Below are 20,474 nucleotides of genomic sequence, written 5' to 3'. Positions count from 1 at the left end.
GGCATCGAGACTCACTATCGAGACTTACTATCGAGATTTACTGCAGATCGACCGTCAGCCTGTCGATCTTGCCGTTGAACCTGAACGGCGGCGTATAGGTGTTGTCGACGGGCGTGCCCGCGTCTTCGCCGATATCCTGCGATTCGAACGACGTGTACTTCATCGGCACGGTCTTTTCGACGCGTCCTTCGCCGATCTGCTTGCCGTTTGCGAACATCGTCACCGTGCCGCCCTTGCCAAGGCCACCGCCGTCATACTGGAAGTGGAACGACAGCGTGACGTTGCCCGTGGGCACATTGCCGGTCGAGACGATGCGATAGCGCGCCATATCCACGAAGTTGTGCGTGACTACCAGCTTGCCCTTCTGGGTATAGAAGCCCCAGCCGGCGGTAAAGCCGCCCTGCGTGAAGATCATGCCGTTCGCGCCGCTTTGCGGAACTTGCGTCTGCGCTGTCACCGTGAACGAGCGGTTCTTCAGATCCGGCGCGGAGCCTTCCGGCAAGCCGACCAGCGGATAGTCGTAGACGAACTTCGTGCGGCCCTTCGCAAGATTCGGGCGGCCGGTGAGATCGTCGGAGAAACGCTCGGGACCGCGCCAGTCCAGCGGCAGTACGTTGTGCGTCTTCGCCTGCTCCCACCACATCGCCTGGAGTTCCTTGAGCTTCTCCGGGTGTTGAGCGGCGATGTTGTGCGCCTGCGAAAAGTCCTCGTCGATGTTGTAAAGCTCCCAGGGCACCTTGTTGATGTCCACGTCCTTACGCACCACCTGCAGCGGATTGAACGCCAGCGACGACGCCATCCAGCCATCCTTGTACATGCCGCGGTTGATCAGCAGTTCCCACATCTGCTCGTGACGCCGGTCGGCCGCCTTCGGATCGTTGAAGGAATACACCAGGCTGATGCCGTCGAGCGGCGTCTGGTCGACCCCGTTCACCTTCGTCGGCACCGTGATGTGCGCGGCTTCGAGGATGGTCGGCATGATGTCGGTGATATGGCTGAACTGCGTGCGGATCTGGCCGCCCTGGCGGATGCCGTCCGGCCAGTCGATGATCAGCGGATTACGCGTGCCGCCAAAGTGCGACGCCACCTGCTTGGTCCACTGGAACGGCGTGTCCATCGCATGCGCCCAGCCGATCGGCATGTGGTTGAAGTGCTTCGGCCCGCCCAGTTCGTTCATGACCTTGTAGACATCCTGCCAGTCCTGCTTCATCCCGTTGACCGTGATGAGCTCGTTGGTGATGCCCGCAAGACCGCCTTCGCCGGAAGCGCCGTTATCGCCCACGACGTAGATGATCATGGTGTTGTCGGCGTCCGGCAGACGCTTCACCACGTCGATCACGCGACCCATTTCGAAGTCGGCGTGCGCGCCGTAGGCGGCGAAGATTTCCATCATGCGCGCGTACAGCTTCTTCTGTTTCGGATCGAGCGAATCCCATGCGGGAATCTCGGCAGGACGCGCGGTGAGATCCGTGTTCTGCGGCACGACGCCCAGCTTCTTCTCGCGCGCGAGCGTTTCCTTGCGGTACTCGTCCCAGCCCATGTCGAAGCGGCCCTTGTACTTGTCGATCCAGTCGGCGGGCGGCTGGTGCGGCGCGTGCGTGGCGGCCGGCGCGAGATAGAGGAAGAACGGCTTGTCCGGCGCAATGGCCTTTTCTTTCTCGATCCACGCGATGGCGTGATCGGCGAAGTCGGTCGTGAGGTGATACTTCGGGTCCGTGGAGGTTGGCACCCGCGTGTGGTTTTCGTAGAGGATTGGCTGGAACTGGCTCGAATCGGCCGCGTTAAAGCCGTAGTAGTACTCGAAGCTCCAGCCGGTCGGCCAGTGATCGAACGGGCCGACTTCGCTGGTTTCCCACGGCGGCGTGTTGTGATTCTTGCCGATCCACGCCGTTGCGTAGCCGTTCTGGCGCAGGATCTCGCCCACCGTAGCGGCCGAGCGCGGAATCAGGCTGGTGTAGCCGTCGTAGCCCGTGCTCATTTCGGTCAGGATGCCGTTGGCGACCACGTGCGGATCGCGCCCGGTGATGAGCGCCGCGCGGCTTGGCGAGCACATCGCGGTGGTGTGAAAGCGGTTGTACAGCAGCCCTTCGTGCGCGAGCTTGTCGAGCGCAGGCGAGGGCACCGCGCCGCCCGTCACGTCGAACTGGCCGAAGCCGACGTCGTCCAGCATGATCAGCAGCACGTTGGGCGCGCCTTTGGGCGGGCGCACCGGCTGCGGGAAGGTGGCGGGGTCCGAGTCCTTGAAGGTTTCGCCGATCTTGCCGGTGAAATGGAAGTCGGGGTACGGCAGCACGGATGCCGTTTGCCCGGCGCCCGGTGTGCCCGCCGGCGGTGCGCTTTGCGCCGTCGTGAGCGGTATGCAGAACACGGCCATGCTCACGATCGCGGCGAGCGCGGTCTTTTTCGCTTTGAGTTGTTTCATTCGTCCCTCTCTAGCTACGGCGCAATGCCGGATAGCCTTCGCCCTTTTGACGGGCGTCTCTGGATCGCTTGTTGCGTGCGCTTACTTCACGACCGCGCCGTTGCGCGTCACGCTGATCGCCATGGCGGCGGCATAGGTCGCGGCGATGCTATCGCCGACCTTGAACTTGCTGAGATCGACATCGGGCGAGACCGCCATCGTGACCGTCTGGCGCGGACCGGCCAGCGTCGCTTCGCGCGTCTTGACGTCGAGCGCCTGGATCGTCGCGACGATCTGCACGGTGCGCGTCTTCACGACCACGCCGTTCGAGGCCGGCGCGGTGGTTTCCGCCGTTGCGCGTGCGCGCGCGCCCTTGGGGTCGGCCTTGTCGGCGGCCATGAGCAGCGCCGCGCGATAGGCGACGTCCACTTCGTCGCCGACCTTCAGCTTGTGCACGTCGGCCGTGGCGGGATCGACGTCGAACACGACGGTGTGCCCTTTGGGGCCTTTGACGGCGACGCTGTTGGTCTCCGGGTAGATCTGCGTGATCTTCGCGCTGAGGTTGATGGCGCCTTCGGCGCCGATGGCATTGGCGCTGGCCGATTGCGGTTGCGTATCGGCATGCGCGGCCGGGATGGCGAGAAATACGGCCGTTGCCGACAGGACCTGCGCAACGTGGTAGGTGAACTTCTGCATGGTTTCGTCTACTCCAGGGTTATCGACCGGAATGGTCATTGGGAAAGCGGCCGGGCGCCGTCATAGCCGCCGCCCAGTGCCTTGATCAGGGCGATGTCGCCGCCAAGACGACGCTCGTCGAGCGCGAGCAGCGCGATACGTTCGGCGATCACCGGCAGGCTGGCCTGCTCGACGACAAGCTGGCTGGCCAGGCCGCGTTCATGCGACGCGCTGGCGGCGTCCAGCGCGAAACGCGCGGCGCGTACCTTTTCGTCCTGCAAGGAACGTTCGGCGTTGAGCGCCTGCAACTGATTACCGTTGACGACGACGTCGCGCACGGCGTTGAGCACGGCCTGGTTGTACTGTTCGATCAGGATGTTGCTGGCCGCGCGCTCGTTGCGAAGATTGGCGTTCAGGCGGCCGCCGTCGAAGATCGGCAGATAGAGGCCTGGCACCAGGTTGAATTGCTGGCTCGCGGCGCTGAACAGCTTGTTCATGTGCAGGCTGTCCAGCGCGAACAGCGCTTTCAGATCGAGACTGGGATAGAACGCGGCGCGGGCGGCGTCGACCTGACTGAGCGAAGCCTGCACGTACCAGCGCAAGGTCTGAAGATCGGGGCGGCGCGCCAGCAGTCGATACGGCAGATCGGGCGGCAGCCCCGCCGCGGGCACGGACAACGGCACGGGTTGCAGCACGAAGGGATCGTCGCTGGCGGCGTGTACGAGCGCGCGCAACGCCTCGCGGCTTTGCGCGACCTGCGCCTGCGCGGCCACGATCTGACGCTGCACGCCAAGCAATTCGCTACGCGCAGCGAGTACCGGCAGCTGCGCTTCAAGACCGCGCGCCTGCTTGCCCTGATGCGCCTGGACCGCGTAGTTGAGCGCCGTTTGCGATGCCTTGAGCAGATCGATCAGCTGATAGCCGGCCTAAATGGCGTAATAGAGCCGTGCCGCGTCTGCCGTCAGTTCGAGTTCGGCGGTGGCCAGTTCGGCTTCGTGGGCGTGCTGCATGCCCATCGCAGCGTCGACCTGGGCGCGATGCCGCCCCCAGAGGTCGATCTCAAGACTGCCGCCAACGCCGATTAACCCTTCGGTGTACCAGGGACCGTCTATCCCCAGCCGTGGCAAATTCTGCGCATAAGGGCCGAGCAAACCATTGGACGATTCATGCTGAACGTTGATGACCGCGCCCGCGCCCAGATGCGGCAGCAGGCCGGAACCGGCGAGATCGGTCTGCGCGCGCGCGGCCGTGATGCGTTCACGCGCGGCGGCAATCGTGGGCGAGCCGCTGAGCATGCGCTCCATCAGCGTATTGAGTTGCGCGTCGTGGTAACGCGTCCACCATTGCGCGGCGGGCCACAGTCCTGCGGGCAACTGCATGTCGGCGGCGATCGGCGTCGATAACTGAAGCTGCGCGTGCGGTGCGCTGTCGTCGCGGATCAAGGCACAGCCTGCGAAAACGCCAAATAAGGCCGCGGCGCATACCGACAAACTCAGGTTCCTGACAATCATTGAGCGGGTCCTTCAACGCGGGGGGGGCCGCCGGCGACTTGAGCGGGTTCTCCGGCAAGCCGGCGACGCATTCCAGCAGCCGACGCAGACGCGCCATCAACGCGTCTTTTTCCTGCTGCGGCAGATTGAGTTTTTCGAAGACCGTTGCGAGAGCAACGATCGATGAATCCGGTCGTGCGGCGCGGGCATCTGCGCTGCGCTCGACGGCCTCGGCGTAGTGATCGAGCGCATCGCCGGTTTGATCGAGCACCTTCGCGATGACCGTGGTGCCGTCCGGCGGCAGCACGCCTATTGCAGCGAGCGCACTGTAGAGATCGTCCTGCGCGACCAGGATCAGACGTGCCTGATCGAGCAGTGTGCGAGCGCGCTTTGCCAGCCCGGCTTGCGGACCGCTGCGGAAATCGCGTTCGTAGACGATGCGTTCGTACATCGCTTCGCATTCGTTGAGCGTCGTCCACGCCTGTACGAGCGGCTCCTGGCGCTCGATCGCCGATCGTTGCTGCTGACCCGGGCGCATCAGATCCGCGATCTGCCGAAGCAGTGCCGCAAGACGCTGGCGCATGGCCGCGCGCTCGCTCTCTGGCCAAAGACACGAAAACACCACCGCGCTGATGACGATGCCCAGCACGATGCCCACCGCGCGGTCGCGCACTTCGGTCAGGTCGTAGCTCGGGCCGAAACCTTCCACCAGCGGCAGGCAACAGGTGCCGATCATCTGTACGCCGATATAGCTACTGCGCTCGGGCCCGCCTGCGATCCAGCCGCCGACCAGAAACACCGGCGCGAGCATCAGTAAAAGCCCGACGATGCTGTCGAGATGCGGCATCACCAGCACCGTCAGCAAGATCGCGAGCAACGCGCCGAACAATGCGCCTGCAAGGCGCAAGGGCATGCGTTGCAGCGACATGCCGAGCGTCGGGTAAAGCAGCAGCGAGACGCTGATCATGATCGTGTGGATGCCTTCCCACTGCGTCGCCGTATAAAACACGTAGGCGATCAGCGAAGCGATCAACGCCTTGAGCGCGAACTGCAGGTAGTGCGGATTGGTGCGGGCGTCCGGCAGCCACATGGCGTCGGCGGTGCTGGCTTCGGCGGCCGGCGGCTTTCTGTCGCTGGAACTGAACTGGGCGAAAGCATCGAGCGCACGCACGATCGCGCCGGTTTCAGGATTGCGTTCGAGCGCGGCGCGCTGCTCCGGCGTGCAATCGAGCGAATACGGCGCCTGAGCGGCAATGGACGTATCGAGCGCCTCGATCTGCCGCACAAGATGGCGCAGCAACGAAGCGGGAACGCTCAGGATGATGTTCGCAGCGAGCGCATTGGCGCCGTAACGCACGCGCGACACCACGCCCAGCCAGCTTTGCCGATACAGCTTGCCCGCATCGTCGTGCGGCGCGTCCATGGCGGCAAATTGCGCGAGTTTCTGCAGCTTGTCGAAGCCGAGTCGCAGCGTGCGCAGGGGCTGCGGCGCGAGACCTTCTGTGCGGCCGTTTGCGCAGGCGGTCAGACGCGCATTGGCCTGCGCGAGTTGCGCGTGCGCTTCGTCGCTCATCTGCTTCGCGGGCGAGCGCGGCAAAATGCAGCGATTGACGAACAGCGCGACGATCGTGCCGTAACCCGTTGCGACCATCGCCCAGAGGATTTCGCGCGTCACGAGTTCCGGCGGCATCGCCGAATCGAGCATGGATTGCGCGTACATCACCACGAGCCCGACGCCCGAAAAAATGATGCCGAGCTTCATCGCGCGCATCAGGTACATGCAGCCCAGATAGATCAGCGAGGCGAGCGCGATGCGCAGCAGCGGATAGTCGTAGGTGAACTTCACGAGCAGGAGCGTCGTGCCGATCGCCATGGCCAGCGCCACCAGCGTCAGCACGCCGATCAGGCGCGTGAGTACCGTGTTCGATTGAATCGTGCCGATCACGGAGACGACCGCGAGGATCGTCATCGGCAATTGCAGGGTCATGCCGATCACGATCACCAGCAGGTTCGCGATCAGCATGCGTAGCATGAAGTTGGCGCGGCCGGGGTACGGTGCGAGTTCCGCGTGCAGAATTTCGCGGCAGGAATCGGGGAGCGTAGGCGCCCGGTTGCGGTCAGACGTGGCGAAACGCGTCATCGTGCGGTCGCGCCATTGCGCTTGTCGGGGTCCAGATCGAGGCGTGCGACTGCCGATGCGCCGATGCGAAAAAGCGTGTTATCCGGCGCATCGACGCGAATTTTCACCGGGAAGCGCTGTGCCACATGCACCCAGTTCAGCGAGCGTTGTACGCGCGGCAGGCCTTCGAGCACGAGGCCGCCATCGTCGGGCAACACGCCATAGCCGATCGAATCGACCGTGCCGCGAAAGCGTCTGCCGCTGTCGGTCATCAGATAGACGGTGGCGGGCGTGCCCGTGCGAATACGCTTGAGTTGAGTTTCGCGGAAATTCGCCACGATGTACCAATGCTCCGTATCGATCAGCGTGAAGATGGGTTTCAAGGGCGTGGCGTATTGGCCAACCGTGGTTTTCAGCGACACGATGCGGCCGTCGAACGGCGCACGAACGCTCGCCATGTCGAGCCGATGCTGCGCGAGCGCGATCTCCGCTTCGATCACGCTGCGTTGCGCAACCAGCGCGTCGACGCTGCCGACAGCGGCGCTTGCCTGCTGGAACTGCAGTTGCGCGGCATTTGAGTCGGCTTGCGCGGCGGCGTGTGCCGTGCGTGCGCGATCGACGTCTTCGGCGGAGACATAGCCGGGCGCGAGCAGCGGTTCGGTGCGGCGCAGCGTTTGTGCGGCGAGCGCGGCAGCGGCGCGCGCTTTTTCGCTCACCGCCTGCACGGACTTCGCGTTGAATCGCTGGGCGTCGATGGCGCGCTGCATCAGCGCGATCTGTGCGTCCAGCGCCGCGAGCGACGCCTGCGCGCGCGAGTTCGTCGGCGAGCGGACGCGGGTCGATGCGCAGCAGGAGGTCGCCTTTCTTGACCGCCTGGTTGTCGCGCACCGGCATCTCGACGATACGGCCGGGTACTTCGGCGCTGACGTCGATCGTGTCTGCATAGGCGTAGGCGTCATCGGTCGATGGCGCGGTGTCCACGCGCCACCACACGAACACCAGTAACGCGACGGTCACGATGACAAGAAGGAGAGCGGGCCACTTGCTCTTCGAAGCGGGAGACGACGTGCTCGGCATGAGTGCAATCCGGGAAAATCAGTTGAAGACGATCAGCCAGCACAGCAGCGAAAGCAGCACGATCAAGGCCGGCCAGACGAGCAAAGGCAGAGCGGGAGGCATGCCGCTGCGCACGCGCGACAGTGCAGCGCGCAGAACGCAGGTCAGCAGAACGCCTGCGAGGATGCAGAAAATCCAGTCGGGAAAGTAAGCACCGCTAACGGGAATGGATGGGGCTTTCGAGCAGCCGGCCACGCTTGCCAGAAGCGCGATGGACAAAAGAAGTGGCTTTCTCATCTTGGGCGGATGGGGTAGAGGGTCCATCGCGCTGGCCGTGGCACGACGGACCGGAAGTGACCTGATTGTGGAGCGCGAGCGCGTGCGGCGTAGCGGGATGGATCGCATCGCTACGCCCACGCTCCCAATCTCGAACGCTTAGAAGCGATGGCGAATACCGGCGGACACGACGGCCTGAGCGCGGCTCGTCGACGGCGTATCGGTACCGTTGATTTGCGCCATGTTGGTGCCGTTCTGGTTGTTTGCGCCGATCTGGAAGACGCTTTCCGCGTAGAGGTCGGTGCGCTTGGACAGCGAGTAATCGGCCAGCAACCCGAACTGGTTCCAGTGCGCGGAAAGGTTGTTCGAGGTGCCGCTAGCCGGCGTGTTGCGCAGGCCTTGCGTGTACGTGTAAGCCGCGCCCACGTAGAACGCCGGCGTGAAGTTGTAGCGGCCGTTGACTTCGATGTTGTTGTACTTGACCGAGGCGTCTGCGAGGTTGTCCTGGAAGCGGCTCTGCGTGAACACGAGGCCAACGAGTGCCGGACCGAAGTCATAGCTCGCGCCCAGACCCCAGGTGCGCTGGTTCTGGATGCCCGGCAGGTTGGCGGTGGTGAACGTAGGCAGGTTCTGAACTGCGCCGTTGCCGTTGCGGGAATTCAGGCCCTGCAGTTGCAGATAGGCCGCGCCCACGCGCAGACCGCCGTTGGTGTAGCCCGCGCCCACGCTGTAGGCGCGGTTGTCGGCGAAACCGCCTGCACGGTTCGAGAAGCCATACAGCGCGTTGGCCGAGAACCCGGCGTAATTGGCGCTCTGATACTTGATTGCGTTGCTGATGCTGAACGACGCGTTGAGGTTGTCGTTGTCGCCCGGGTGCGCGAAGTAGGTGCCGCCAAACGTGCCGGTTGCCGACATCGGCGCGATGTAGTCGACCATCGAGTCGTACTGGCGGCCGAGCGTGAGCGTGCCGTAGTCGCTCGACAGACCCACGAAAGCCTGGCGATTGAAGAGCGCGCTGCTCGCGGAACTGCCGTTCGTGACGTTGAAGCCGCTTTCGAGGTTGAAGACCGTTTTCAGGCCGCCGCCCAGATCTTCAACGCCGCGCAGGCCCCAGCGGCTTTGCTGCAGATTGCCGCTGGTCATGCCGAACATTGCCTTGCCGCCGGTGAGGCTGCCAGTTGGCGAGACCGGCGAATTGCGGTTCCCTTCGTTGCTCACATAGGTCAGACCGGCATCGACAAGGCCATACAGCGTCACGCTGCTCTGGGCGTGCGCGGCGCTCGCAAGGGTGGTCGTAGCCGCTGCAAAAACGAGAGTTTTCTTGATCATCGATAGTTGTCCTGATTGAATGGTGGAAATATCACAAGCAAATGTTGTGAAAAATCTGACCTGGTTGCGCTGGCGGAAAAACAGGAGAGGCAGTCGGAATTCGACTATAGATGGTCAAGTAGATTTATATAAATAAGATTAATCTGTCGGCCGGATTTTACCTTTATTTGAGATGGCAACTTATGTCGATCATGTGTTAAATGAAAACTCTTTTGTTAAATTGATGTAGTTAAATCAATGACTTATTTTTTCCTGTTGAAATGGAATGTCATTGAATTGTATGCATATTGTCTTGTTTTGACTCATGGCGATAATTATGCAGTGTCTATATCGACAAGGAGCGATTCTTGTCGGGATAGGCGCTCGCATTAATTCTGTCGGATAAGCGTGCGCTGGATTTAACCGAACTTGATCGATGCTAAAAAATAGTGTGATGGCGCAGGGGTTTTATTGCGTGCGCCCTATGCAAAGACCTTTTGCGATGTGCGTTCATCCAGACGAACGGGGTGTGCGTTTCGCGCGCTCGAATCCGGCGCGCATAGACAGCGCTGGATCAGGGAAGCATAGCGTGCTCTAGAGACGAATCAGCACGGCGCCGCAGGTCACAAGCGCGCATGCGACCATGCGGCGCGCGGTCAGTTGTTCTTTCATGAAGAGCCAGCCGATCAGCACTGCAAAAATCGACGACATTTCGCGCAGTGCGGACACCATCGCGATCGGCAGATAGCGGAACGCTTCGATAACGAGGCAATACGCGATCAGCGCGAGCACGCCCGCGAGCATGCCGCGCGCTGCGTTGGCCTTCGATACGAACATCTGCGTCACGCCGCCGCGCAGTGTGCAGACGACGATGAACTGCGGCACGTTCCAGAGCAGATAGACCCACATGATGTAACTGAGCGGATTGCCCGCGACGCGCGCGCCCAGTCCATCGACCAGCGAATAGACTGCGATAAAAAGACCCGTGAGCAGCGCCCAGGGCACGCTCTCGCCGGAGAAGCGCATGCCGCGCCGCAACGCCAGCGACATGATGCCGAGCGACACGAGTACGACACCGGCAGCGGCGGGCGCATGCAGTTTTTCGTGCGCGAACACGAACGCACCTGCGGAAATCAGCAACGGAGACAGACCACGCGCGATCGGGTAGATCAGGCCGAAATCGCCGCTGCGATAGGCGCGGATCAGCGTGAAGCAATAGGCGAATTCCAGCAGCGCAGACGCGCCGATATACGGCCATGCCCCGGCCGCCGGTAACGGCAGCACGCACACGGCGACAGCGCTCACCAGCAGATAGGGAATCGAGAACATGCCGAGCAGCCAGACGCGGTCGCCCGAGAGGTGGAGGAAGGCATTCCAGCTCGCGTGCATGAGTGCAGAGAGCAGAACCAGCAGAACGACGAAGCTTGCCATTGAGCGTTAGCGAAAGAGCGAAAGAACGAAAGAGCAAAAAGCGGCGCGCAAGGCTGGCGTCCGCAAAGGGTATTTTGACTTGATCGATTATTTTAGCGAACGCCACTGCGCTGCCAGAAATGCGACGAGGCGCGAACCGCTTGAACGATGCGGTTCGCGCCTGCCAAGAGATGCGATGGAAAGCGGCGTGCGTCAGGTCACGCGGGCACGCAGGCGGGCGGAAATCAGATCGATTGCGGTCACGACAGCGATCACCATGATCAACACCGCGCAGGTCTGCGCGTAGTCGAACGAGCGGATCTCCTCGTACAGCACGACGCCGATGCCACCCGCGCCCACCATCCCCACGACCATCGCGGAGCGCACGTTCGATTCGAAGCGATAGAGCGCGTAGGAGATCCACAGCGGCATGACTTGCGGCAGCACGCCGTAGATGATTTCGTCGAGCGGCGTGGCGCCGGTTGCGCGCACGCCTTCGGCGGGACGCGGATCGATGGCTTCGACGGCTTCGGCAAAGAGCTTGGCGAGCACGCCGGTCGTATGGACCCAAAGCGCCAGCACGCCCGCGAACGGACCGAGTCCCACCGCGACGATAAACAGCATCGCGAACACCATTTCGTTGATCGCGCGGCATGCGTCCATCAAACGGCGCACCGGATGCAGCACCCAGCGCGGCGCGAGATTGTGCGCGGACATCAGCCCGAACGGCACCGCGCAGACGATCGCCAGCACCGTGCCCCATAGCGCGACGGCCACCGTGACCCACATTTCGTGGACGTACGTGCGCCATTCGGTGAAGTCGGGCGGGAAGAAGTCGCGCGCGAACGTGCCCATATTCGACGAATCGGCGATCAGGTCTAGCGGGCGCATGTCCGCGCCCTGCCACGCCGCGCCGAGCAACATGAACACGATCGCCCAGAGCACGAGAGAGGACCAGCTACGCTTGGCCTTTCCCGCTGCCATCGCCGCTGCGGCTGCCTGCGATTGCGCTGTTTTCGTCGAAGAAGCCTCGAAGTCCATCGTGCTCATTAGGGCTTGGCCGCAGCGTTGAGCGCGCCGATCTTCGCATCGATGCCCGCGATCTGGCTCTTGCGGTCGTCGTCGGAGAGATGTGTGTCGGCGGTGATTTTCTCTTTCTGCTGGTTGAGCGCGATCTGGCGGATCGGCAGCAGTTGCGCGTCGGTAGCGGGCGCGAAGCCGGCGTAACCGGTGATCGCGGCCATCACGGCCTTTTCGTGCGGATCGGTCCTCGCGTAGTGATAGAAGAAGTCGCGCAGCTTCTGTTTGGTGGCTTCGGGCAGGTCCTTGCGCCACACGAGCGGATCGGACGGAATCAGCGGCGAGGTCCAGAGCACGCGCACCTGGGCGAAACGCTCAGGATGCTTCTTTTCCAGCGACGAAAGCTCGATGGTGTTATTCGTGGCGATATCGACCTTGTTATTGACGACTGCGAGCAGATTGGCTTCATGGCTCGACGGCAGAACGGTCTTGAAAGTCGTGGCGCTCACGCTCAGGCCGTGTTGCGCGAACAGATAGTATCCGGGAATCAGCGTGCCGGACGTCGAATTCGGATCGCCCCAGCCGAGCGTGAGGTCTTTAGGATTCTTGAATACATCGTCGAGCGTTTTGACGCGGCTGTTGACGTTGGTGATGAGCACCGATTTGTAGCCCGCGTCGCCGTTGGCGTAGAGCACCTTGGCGAAGATCTCGCCATTCGAGCGGTCGACGGCTTCCATCGCCGAGGCATTGCCGAAATAGCCGATTTGTACCTTGTTAAAGCGCATGCCTTCGATGATGCCCGAGTAATCGGTGGCGAAGAACGCATGGATGTTCAGGCCCGTCTGACGGTTCATATCGTCGATGAACGGTTGCCAGCGCTGTTTGAGTACCGCCGACGAATCGGTCGAAATGATGCCGAAATTCAGGTCTTCCGCGTGGGCAGTCGAAGCGCCGAGCGAGGCGAACGCCACGGCGCCGGTGGCGCACCAGGAAAGCATGGAACGGAGCAGTTTCATGTGAGAGTCGATCCGGTTCGTGAGAAGGTAAACGTTTGCGTGTTATGGACAACGAATGATCGTGTTCACGCAGCGTTCGGCTGTGCGCCAAAGTGCTGCATGGCTGCGCGATCTGCGTCGGTTTCGAGCAATTCGCGCGCAGCGCTGCCGTAAAGCTGTTGCAAAAGCACAGGCGTGAGCGCGGCGGACGGCCCGTCGTACACCACGCGGCCATCGCGCAGCGCGACGGTGCGCGGGCAATACTGCATGGCGATATTGACCTGATGCAGCGAGACCACCACGGTCAGCCCATGATTGCGATTGAGCATGCGCAGCATGTCCATCACGCGGCGCGACGATTCCGGATCGAGCGAGGCGATGGGTTCATCGGCGAGAATCAGGCGTGCGCGTTGCACGAGGGCGCGGGCAAGCGCGGCGCGCTGCTGCTGGCCGCCCGAAAGGTTCGCGGCGCGCTCGCCAGCCTTGTCGCCGATGCCGACTTCCGCCAGCGCCGCTGCGGACAGATCGCGTTCGGCGCGCGGAAAACGGCCGGTCAGACGACGCCACAGCGGCAGCCGCGCGAGAGCGCCGATCAGCACGTTGGTCTCCACCGTCAGGCGATGCACGAGATTGAACTGCTGGAAGACGAAGCCGATGTCGCGGCGAATGCGGCGCACTTCGCGCACGATGCGGCCGTTCTGCTGGATCGGCCGGCCCAATATTTCGATCTGCGAAGGTTGCGGGTCGGAGGCTACAAAGCCTGCGATATGGCGCAGCAAGGTGGATTTTCCCGAACCCGATGCGCCGATCAGCGCAACCATTTCGCCGCTGCCCACGCGCAGATTGATTTCGTCGAGCGCTTTGCAGCCGCAGGCAGATGCGCCCCCTTTAAAGGTCTTCGAGAGGCGTTCGATACGTATCGCGTCCATCGTGGCTTCCATTCCGATTCGTCATATGAGTCGGGCGCGGTGCCGCGAGTCACGGTTGAGTCGGTGCCATTCTAGGAAGCGACTGTGACGGTTGAGTGAAGCTGTCGCGACGTCTAGACGACTACGCAATCTAAGACGCGTTCGCGGCCGTTCTGGCGGAGTTCGGATGTGCGGGGCGATGTCGTTGTTGTGACATCTTTCCTTTCGCGTGCGTGACATCTGTGTGACGCCGCACACGTGTTTGAGACCCCGGTATGCCCATGGGCATGACCGAAATCGCCGTCGCGCTGTGGGGCGGCCATCTTCACCACAACCCGACGAAACTCGCACTGGAACGACCGCGACCGCTTCGTGCTGTCGAACGCCCATGGCTCGATGCTGTTGTACTCGTTGGCACTGGATATCGCCCGCACCATAAAATCACCTCGCCCAGTTCCCGGCAAATAATTCGCATTGCACGGCGGTCGTGATCGGCCACGAGAACGGTTTGAAATCTCTCGTCGAAAAGGTCTGCTGCTTCTGCGAGGGCCAACAAGTTATGACCGCTCGAAATCGGCACGCCTACAGTCCTGAGATCGGCTTGCGTGGCTTGACCGGCCCCATCCATGGCAACACGCACCTCATATTGCCATCTTCAGCGGTGCGATTACCTTCTGGTTCGTCGATCAGTCGATCGCGAGCCGCGTTCCGACTTCCACGATTTCCGCTCCCCCAAAGGGGTGATCATGGAAATGTTATCGGCGCATTTTTCGCTCGAAGAATTTACCGCATCGCAGACGGCCTCTCGATTCGGCCTGGCGATTACTCCCGATACGACCGCCTTAGCAAACTTGCGGCGGCTTACGTATGCGCTCGAAAACGCTCGAAAACGTGTGCACGCTGCTCGTCGGCAAACCGATCCTGATCTCGTCGGCGTTTCGCTCGCGGGCGGTCAACAAGGCAGTCGGCGGCGTGCCGAACAGTGCGCATGCGCTTGGCTTCGCCGCAGACTTCATCAGCCCCCCCGACCGGCACGCCGCTCCAGATTTGCACGGTCATTTCCCGCGCGTCGTCGATCCCGTTTGATCAAATCATCTAAGAGGGGACGTGGGTACGTTACCCAATTCCCGCGAAGGACAACGATGCGGGCCGGCGTGAAGTGTTGACCGCGCACTTTATCAACGGGCCCACTACGTACATCCGCGGCTTGACCTGATCCGACTCAACCAGTACGTGCTGGTATCTCGCAAGCGGCATCCCAAACCTAAATCGCGAGCAGAGCACCGTAACTTCGCCTGTTTAAATAGTCAACTGCGATCGTGCTTATCATTTTCAAGTTGGCAATCACATTTAATTAGTGTTGCTTATAAATTGAAGGCTTCGCAATACTTTAATCGCATCCGGTAGGAAATTTTCTTGAGGTTTCGATAGTTTCATAACAATTCCATCTCCACAAATCGCCTGATCTTGATGTGCGCGTTTGTCGAATACGCAATAGGAAATCTTCCTGTCACGTGATTTTTCGTCTCCAATTACATCGTCTGTTAACCGCACAAACCCGGTTCCAGTAGGCGAGTCGAAGGCTATGATCTTCGTCGCCGGGGCCAGCATCTCTTTGTCCTGATCGCTCACATAGAAAGCGCTCCAATGGCCGGACTTGTCGTCGTATGAGCCACCATTGTCGTTCGCGATATCATTTCGACTATCGAAACCTCGTTGGCATTCCATTGAGAATCCGAATTTTCGAGAATCGTTGGAATTTTCTAGGTTTTGCTCATATCCGGCAAATTTGAAGTCATTTTTTGAGGTTGGTAATATGAATTGACCGTCTTTGTTTGGGATGATCGATACCGTGCAACTCTCAATTTTTATTACTTTTCTAGTAGTTGACGATTCCTGAGAGAAGGAGTTGGTCGTGAATATGGCGATAAAGATGCTGAAAGCAAAAATAATTTTTTTTGCGATTTTGGTTTGCACTTACGCTCTCCTCGGGGATCTGTCTTCCGGAAATAGTAACACCTGATTTCCGGATGAATCGGGAAACATCATTTCGCCAAGAACAGCCAGTGCTTGAGCGAATCCAACGCATCGAGCAATGTATCCATTGAAGTGATGGTTTGGGTCACCGACAGCGGACGGCAGATTCACCGAAGCTGATGCATCTCTGAAAGCCATACAGTGATAGTAAATCTTCTGCACTATGGGATTAGGGGCATCGGGGTGATGATGATCAACCGGCTTCTTCGCCTGAACAGTTTTTCGTTCTAGTTTCAAAGGTTTGTCGGCATACTTTGCCATCTGCATCATTGCCCAGTAAAAGCCCGCACTGTCTGCCGGAGACGTCAGATCGCGAGTAATGTTGTTGTTGTCACCAACGTCCTCACGCCAATTGACCATCTGTGCAGTGGCTCCACTAGCACTATCAGCTAGGTAGCTATGTGCGTGTGGCCTTGTGAATTTCCGCTGCGGTTGGTGTAGCGTGAATACGCGTCGAAAGTAATTGGCCGAAGTGCGCCAGGCGAGCCAGGCGCCTGCGCTGTTTGTAAGTGCTCCCTGAGCCACCGGTGGCCTTGAACATTAAACCTGCCCGACACCGTTCGGCAGATCACCGACAATCCACAATTAGCGCCACATCATTGTGCGAGCAACGGCAACAAACATAAGGCAGACTGCCTGCTTCCCATCCGAGGTACGCCGTTGGCCGAACCTAATGCCGGACATATCGCCATATGACCAGCTTCCTGCCCGACAGCTTCGAAGAGTATGACGACCTGAAGGCGCTGCTGGACGAAGCTGCGCCGTGGTTCGACACGCGTAGCATTGCGTCCGTTGAATTGCGTGGCCGGAAATTCGACGTTTTTGTCACCTCGATTGGGTCGACGGACCCACAGGCGCCGGCGGTGGCCTTCTTCGGCGGTATACATGGCCTCGAGCGCATTGGCACGCGGCTGGTTCTGGAGTACCTGCGTTCGTTGATTTCCCGGCTAGCGTGGGATGACCTCCTGCACGAGGTTCTTAAATCCGTGCGAATTTATTGCTGCCCCATCGTCAACCCCGGCGGCATGTGGCTCGCCACCCGCGCCAATCCCAACGGCGTCGATCTCATGCGCAACGCCCCGCAGGATGCCGACGAGCGCGTGCCTTTCCTCGCCGGCGGCCAGCGCCTGGGTTCGTGGCTGCCCTGGTATCGCGGCCGGCGCGGCGCGGCGATGGAAACCGAGGCGAGCGCGCTGCTCAGGATCGTCGACGAAGAACTGGCGCATCGGCCGCTCGCGTTTGCACTCGATTGCCACTCGGGCTACGGCTGGCGCGACAGCATCTGGTTTCCCTACGCGCGCACGCGCCAGCTCATGCGCAACCTGCCGGAAATGTACGTGCTCAAGACGATGTTCGAGCGCGCTCATCCGCACCACGGCTACGCTTTCGAGCCGCAAAGCCATCAATATCTGCTGCATGGCGATCTCTGGGATTGCGCCTACGACCGCGCGCCCGCGAACAATGTGTTTTTGCCGCTCACGCTCGAACTCGGCTCGTGGTTGTGGATCAAGAAAAATCCGCGTCAGTTGTTCTCGCGCCAGGGCATGTTCAATCCGGTGATGCAGCATCGCACCGCACGCGTGCTGCGGCGGCACGCCAATCTGTTCGATTTCCTCACGCGCGCGGCGTTTTCGTCCGAACGCTGGTTGCCGGAGGGCGTGGCGCGGCAGCAGGTGCTGCAAAGCGCCATCGGGCATTGGTACACGCAGGCCGGCTCATGAGCGCGCCCTGGATACTGCTGCGCGGGCTCACGCGCGAATCGCGCCACTGGGGCGCGTTCGCGCCGCTGCTGGCCGCGCGCTGCGGCGCCGTGCTGCCGGTCGATCTCCCGGGCAACGGCACGCTCGCACAGGCCCGGACGCCGTCGTCCGTCGAAGCCTGTGTGGACGTCGTGCGCGCCGAAGTGCAGCGGCTGGGCGCGCGCGCGCCGTACAAGGTGCTGGCGATGTCGTTGGGCGGCATGGTCGCCACCGCCTGGGCGTTGCGCTATCCCGACGAGATCGCGCAACTCGTGCTGATCAATACGAGCATGCGGCCCTATAGCCGTTTCTACGAGCGCCTGCGGCCCGCCGCGTGGCCCGCGTTGCTGCGCGCGGCGTGGCACTGGCAGGCGCGCGGCGAGAACACCATCGCCGAGTCTGCCATCCACGCCCGCACCTGCGCGCGCCGCGACACGCTCGCCGCCGACCTCGACGCCTGGCGCGCGATCCGCGCCAGCGCGCCGGTAAGCCGCGCCAATGCGGTGCGTCAGCTACTGGCCGCCGCGCGGTACACCGTAAACAGCGCGCCGCGCTGCGCGACGCTCGTGCTGTCCTCGCAGGCGGATCAACTCGTCGATCCGGTCTGTTCGGCGCGGCTTGCGCGTGCGTGGGGCGCGGTGCAGCGCATGCATCCGTGGGCCGGTCACGACCTGCCGCACGACGATCCGCAATGGCTCGTCGAAGCGGTCTGCGCCGCGTTTCCCCTGGCCGAACCCATCCAGACCCACCGCGCGGGCAACTGAAGCAAGTCAGCGCGCCGCGCCCGCAAGCTCCGCACGCCGATTGCTCCATAATAGGGACCGTTTTCCCCGCATTCTTTGGAACGACTCCCGCATATGAACGATCAAGACCGTCTGGCGGCCGCCCCGGCTGCGCCGCGCCTCACGAGCCTCTCGCACGGCGGCGGCTGCGGCTGCAAGATCGCGCCGGGCGTGCTGTCCGCGCTGCTGGCGCGTAGCACGCCGCTCACCGCCGCGTTTCCGAACCTGCTCGTGGGCACCGAAACCGCCGACGACGCCGCCGTCTACAAGCTCAACGACGAGCAGGCCATTGTCGCGACCACCGACTTCTTCATGCCGATCGTCGACGATCCCTACGACTTCGGCCGCATCGCCGCCACCAATGCGCTTTCCGACGTCTACGCGATGGGTGGCAAGCCGATCCTCGCGCTCGCGCTGGTCGGCATGCCGATCAACGTGCTGCCGCATGAAGTGATCGCGCAGGTCTTGCGTGGCGGCGAAGACGTCTGCGCCGCGGCCGGCATTCCCGTGGCGGGCGGCCATTCGATCGATTCCGTCGAGCCGATCTACGGCCTCGCGGCGCTGGGCGTGGTGCATCCCGAACGCGTCAAGCGCAATGCGTCCGCGCGCGCGGGCGACGTGCTGGTGCTCGGCAAGCCGCTGGGCGTGGGCGTGCTGTCCGCCGCGCTCAAGAAAGATCTGCTCGACGTCGCCGGATACAAGGCGATGGTCGATGCCGCCACACTGCTCAACAAGCCCGGCGCGCCGCTCGCGGAGCGCGACGGCGTGCACGCGATGACCGACGTGACCGGCTTCGGCCTGCTGGGCCATACGCTGGAAATCGCGCGCGGCGCGTGCCTCACGGCGCGCGTGCGTTACGCCGATCTGCCGTGGCTGCCCGGCGTCGAGGCGTTCGTGGAGCAGGGCGTCTTCACTGGCGCATCGGGCCGCAACTGGGCTTCCTATGGCGATGGCGTGACGCTCGCGCCGCATCTGCCCGAAGGCGCGCGCACGCTGCTGACCGATCCGCAGACGTCCGGCGGCCTGCTGGTCGCCTGCGCGCCGGAAGACGTCGACGCCGTGCTCGCGTTGTTCCATGCCGATGGCTTCGCGTCCGCGTGTGTGATCGGCGAACTCAGCGATGGTCCGGCACGCGTCGAGGTCGTATGAGCGGCGAGTCACCGAAAGCCATTTTCTACGCCCTGGCGGCGAACGCCGGCATCGCGGTCTGCAAGTTCGCGGCGGCGGCGTTCACGGGCTCCGGCTCGATGTTCGCCGAGGCGATTCACTCCACGGCCGATTGCGGTAACCAGCTTCTGCTGCTGTTCGGCCTGCGCCAGTCGCGCGAGGCGCCCACGCCGCTGCATCCGATGGGCACGGGCCGCGCGATCAACTTCTATTCGCTGCTGGTGGCGCTGCTGCTGTTTTTCGTGGGCGGCGCGTTCTCGGTGTACGAGGGCGTGCATCGGCTGGTCCTGCGCGAGCCGCTGCAATATGTGTATGTGGCGCTGGGCGTGCTCGGGATTTCGGTGCTGCTCGAAGCGTTTTCGCTCTACGGCGCGATCAAGGAAATCCGCAAGGGCTCGCCAACGAAATCGCTGTGGCGATGGGCGCGCGAAACGCGCGATTCCGATCTGCTGGTGGTGGCGGGCGAAGATATCGCCGCGCTGGCGGGTCTGGCGATCGCCTTTGTCGCCGTGCTGCTGACGGTTATCACGGGCAATCCCATCTGGGATGCGTGCGGGTCGATTGCCATCGGCATCTTGCTGATGGGGATTGCGTGGTTTATCGCGCGCGAAGTGAAGTCGATGATCGTCGGCGAATCGGCGAGCCCGGAAATGCGCCGCGATATCGAAACCTATCTGCGCGCGCGGCCCGAAATCCGCAGCATCATCAGCCTGATTACCCTGCAATGGGGCCGGGAAGTGATGGTGGCCGTGCAGTGCGAGATGCTCGACTACGAGCACAGCCGCACGATGGTCGAGGCAATCAACGAGATCGAAGCCGATCTGCAGGCGCGCTTTCCCGTGGTGCGCTGGGTGTTCTTCGAGCCGGATTTCGTGAACCGGTGATGTTGTGCTGCAGGTAGTGCCTCAGGTAGTGCCGCAGCACCCGCTCCATCGCGCCCGACAGTTCTGAAAACTGTCGGGCTTTTTTTCGCGCTGCCGTCTGGGCGCGTCGGTGGTTCCGCCCCTTTTTATTCATCTCGTCTCGAAATAGAAAACGTTCTATATCGACGTTTGGCTCCAATCGCAAAAATGGATACCAGTTCGCAGAGA

18 protein-coding genes and 2 pseudogenes are annotated in these 20,474 nt (G+C 62.0%); 6 read left to right on the top strand and 14 right to left on the bottom strand.

What is annotated here, in order from left to right; genetic code table 11:
• Positions 1–37: 37 nt before the first annotated feature.
• The 12 genes and pseudogenes from U5A67_RS14895 to phnC all read right to left on the bottom strand — a co-directional run bounded on the left by U5A67_RS14895 (position 38) and on the right by phnC (position 13,691).
• The gene (locus U5A67_RS14895; protein WP_321815079.1) at positions 38–2,422 is read right to left on the bottom strand and encodes an arylsulfatase; all 2,385 of its coding nucleotides are present in this window, start codon (positions 2,420–2,422) and stop codon (positions 38–40) included.
• Positions 2,423–2,503: 81 nt separating this feature from the next.
• Entirely contained in the window at positions 2,504–3,097 is a 594-nt protein-coding gene (locus U5A67_RS14890) for a hypothetical protein (RefSeq protein ID WP_321815080.1), read from the bottom strand.
• A 35-nt stretch (positions 3,098–3,132) separates the two neighbouring features.
• Positions 3,133–3,864 carry a TolC family protein gene (locus tag U5A67_RS14885; RefSeq protein ID WP_321815081.1) on the bottom strand — a complete coding sequence of 244 codons (732 nt, stop codon included), beginning with the start codon at positions 3,862–3,864 and terminating at the stop codon, positions 3,133–3,135.
• Positions 3,865–4,002: 138 nt separating this feature from the next.
• The gene (locus tag U5A67_RS14880) at positions 4,003–4,371 is read right to left on the bottom strand and encodes a TolC family protein (protein ID WP_321959717.1); all 369 of its coding nucleotides are present in this window, start codon (positions 4,369–4,371) and stop codon (positions 4,003–4,005) included.
• A complete protein-coding gene (locus U5A67_RS14875; RefSeq protein ID WP_321815083.1) occupies positions 4,334–6,706 on the bottom strand; it encodes an FUSC family protein in 2,373 nt (790 codons plus the stop codon). The genes U5A67_RS14880 and U5A67_RS14875 overlap by 38 nt, the downstream gene beginning before the upstream one ends.
• Positions 6,703–7,762 (bottom strand): annotated as a pseudogene (gene mdtN, locus U5A67_RS14870) (multidrug transporter subunit MdtN). The gene U5A67_RS14875 and the pseudogene mdtN overlap by 4 nt, the downstream one beginning before the upstream one ends.
• 18 nt (positions 7,763–7,780) lie before the next feature.
• Positions 7,781–8,020: a YtcA family lipoprotein gene (locus U5A67_RS14865; protein WP_205987341.1), complete on the bottom strand. Its 240-nt coding sequence runs from the start codon at positions 8,018–8,020 to the stop codon at positions 7,781–7,783.
• A gap of 156 nt (positions 8,021–8,176) precedes the next feature.
• Entirely contained in the window at positions 8,177–9,343 is a 1,167-nt protein-coding gene (locus U5A67_RS14860) for a porin (RefSeq protein ID WP_321815214.1), read from the bottom strand.
• A 576-nt stretch (positions 9,344–9,919) separates the two neighbouring features.
• Positions 9,920–10,756, bottom strand: coding sequence for an EamA family transporter (locus U5A67_RS14855; protein ID WP_321815084.1), 837 nt, complete (start codon positions 10,754–10,756; stop codon positions 9,920–9,922).
• A 192-nt stretch (positions 10,757–10,948) separates the two neighbouring features.
• Positions 10,949–11,719, bottom strand: a complete 771-nt coding sequence (gene phnE, locus U5A67_RS14850; RefSeq protein ID WP_321815215.1) for a phosphonate ABC transporter, permease protein PhnE — start codon at positions 11,717–11,719, stop codon at positions 10,949–10,951.
• A gap of 65 nt (positions 11,720–11,784) precedes the next feature.
• On the bottom strand, positions 11,785–12,771 hold the full coding sequence (gene phnD / locus U5A67_RS14845) for a phosphonate ABC transporter substrate-binding protein (protein ID WP_321815085.1): 987 nt from the start codon (positions 12,769–12,771) through the stop codon (positions 11,785–11,787).
• A 65-nt stretch (positions 12,772–12,836) separates the two neighbouring features.
• Positions 12,837–13,691, bottom strand: coding sequence for a phosphonate ABC transporter ATP-binding protein (gene phnC, locus U5A67_RS14840; protein ID WP_321815086.1), 855 nt, complete (start codon positions 13,689–13,691; stop codon positions 12,837–12,839).
• Positions 13,692–13,927: 236 nt separating this feature from the next.
• Between phnC and U5A67_RS14835 the strand changes: the two are divergent.
• Both U5A67_RS14835 and U5A67_RS14830 read left to right on the top strand, forming a co-directional pair.
• Positions 13,928–14,072, top strand: a pseudogene (locus U5A67_RS14835) (hypothetical protein); the annotation flags it as partial.
• 477 nt (positions 14,073–14,549) lie between these two features.
• Positions 14,550–14,744 carry a D-Ala-D-Ala carboxypeptidase family metallohydrolase gene (locus tag U5A67_RS14830; protein WP_321959716.1) on the top strand — a complete coding sequence of 65 codons (195 nt, stop codon included), beginning with the start codon at positions 14,550–14,552 and terminating at the stop codon, positions 14,742–14,744.
• Positions 14,745–15,008: 264 nt separating this feature from the next.
• Here U5A67_RS14830 and U5A67_RS14825 read toward each other — a convergent pair whose 3' ends face one another.
• Together U5A67_RS14825 and U5A67_RS14820 are read right to left on the bottom strand one after the other, a co-directional pair.
• Positions 15,009–15,635 carry a hypothetical protein gene (locus U5A67_RS14825; RefSeq protein WP_321815088.1) on the bottom strand — a complete coding sequence of 209 codons (627 nt, stop codon included), beginning with the start codon at positions 15,633–15,635 and terminating at the stop codon, positions 15,009–15,011.
• Entirely contained in the window at positions 15,636–16,055 is a 420-nt protein-coding gene (locus U5A67_RS14820) for a hypothetical protein (RefSeq protein WP_321815089.1), read from the bottom strand.
• Positions 16,056–16,387: 332 nt separating this feature from the next.
• On the opposite strand from U5A67_RS14820, the gene U5A67_RS14815 reads away from it, so the two are divergent.
• The 4 genes from U5A67_RS14815 (at position 16,388) to U5A67_RS14800 (ending at position 20,267) form a co-directional block, all read left to right on the top strand.
• Positions 16,388–17,416 carry a M14 family zinc carboxypeptidase gene (locus U5A67_RS14815; protein WP_321815090.1) on the top strand — a complete coding sequence of 343 codons (1,029 nt, stop codon included), beginning with the start codon at positions 16,388–16,390 and terminating at the stop codon, positions 17,414–17,416.
• A complete protein-coding gene (locus tag U5A67_RS14810; RefSeq protein WP_321815091.1) occupies positions 17,413–18,198 on the top strand; it encodes an alpha/beta hydrolase in 786 nt (261 codons plus the stop codon). The genes U5A67_RS14815 and U5A67_RS14810 overlap by 4 nt, the downstream gene beginning before the upstream one ends.
• 93 nt (positions 18,199–18,291) lie before the next feature.
• On the top strand, positions 18,292–19,365 hold the full coding sequence (selD, locus tag U5A67_RS14805) for a selenide, water dikinase SelD (protein ID WP_321815092.1): 1,074 nt from the start codon (positions 18,292–18,294) through the stop codon (positions 19,363–19,365).
• On the top strand, positions 19,362–20,267 hold the full coding sequence (locus tag U5A67_RS14800; protein ID WP_321815093.1) for a cation diffusion facilitator family transporter: 906 nt from the start codon (positions 19,362–19,364) through the stop codon (positions 20,265–20,267). Before selD ends, U5A67_RS14800 begins: the two co-directional genes overlap by 4 nt.
• Positions 20,268–20,474 lie beyond the last annotated feature (207 nt).

The organism is Paraburkholderia sp. J69-1 (assembly GCF_905220255.1).
In the GTDB taxonomy this organism is placed as follows: domain Bacteria; phylum Pseudomonadota; class Gammaproteobacteria; order Burkholderiales; family Burkholderiaceae; genus Paraburkholderia.
The sequence above is the reverse complement of the archived record's forward strand: the minus strand, read 5'-3'. Positions and strand labels throughout refer to the sequence as shown.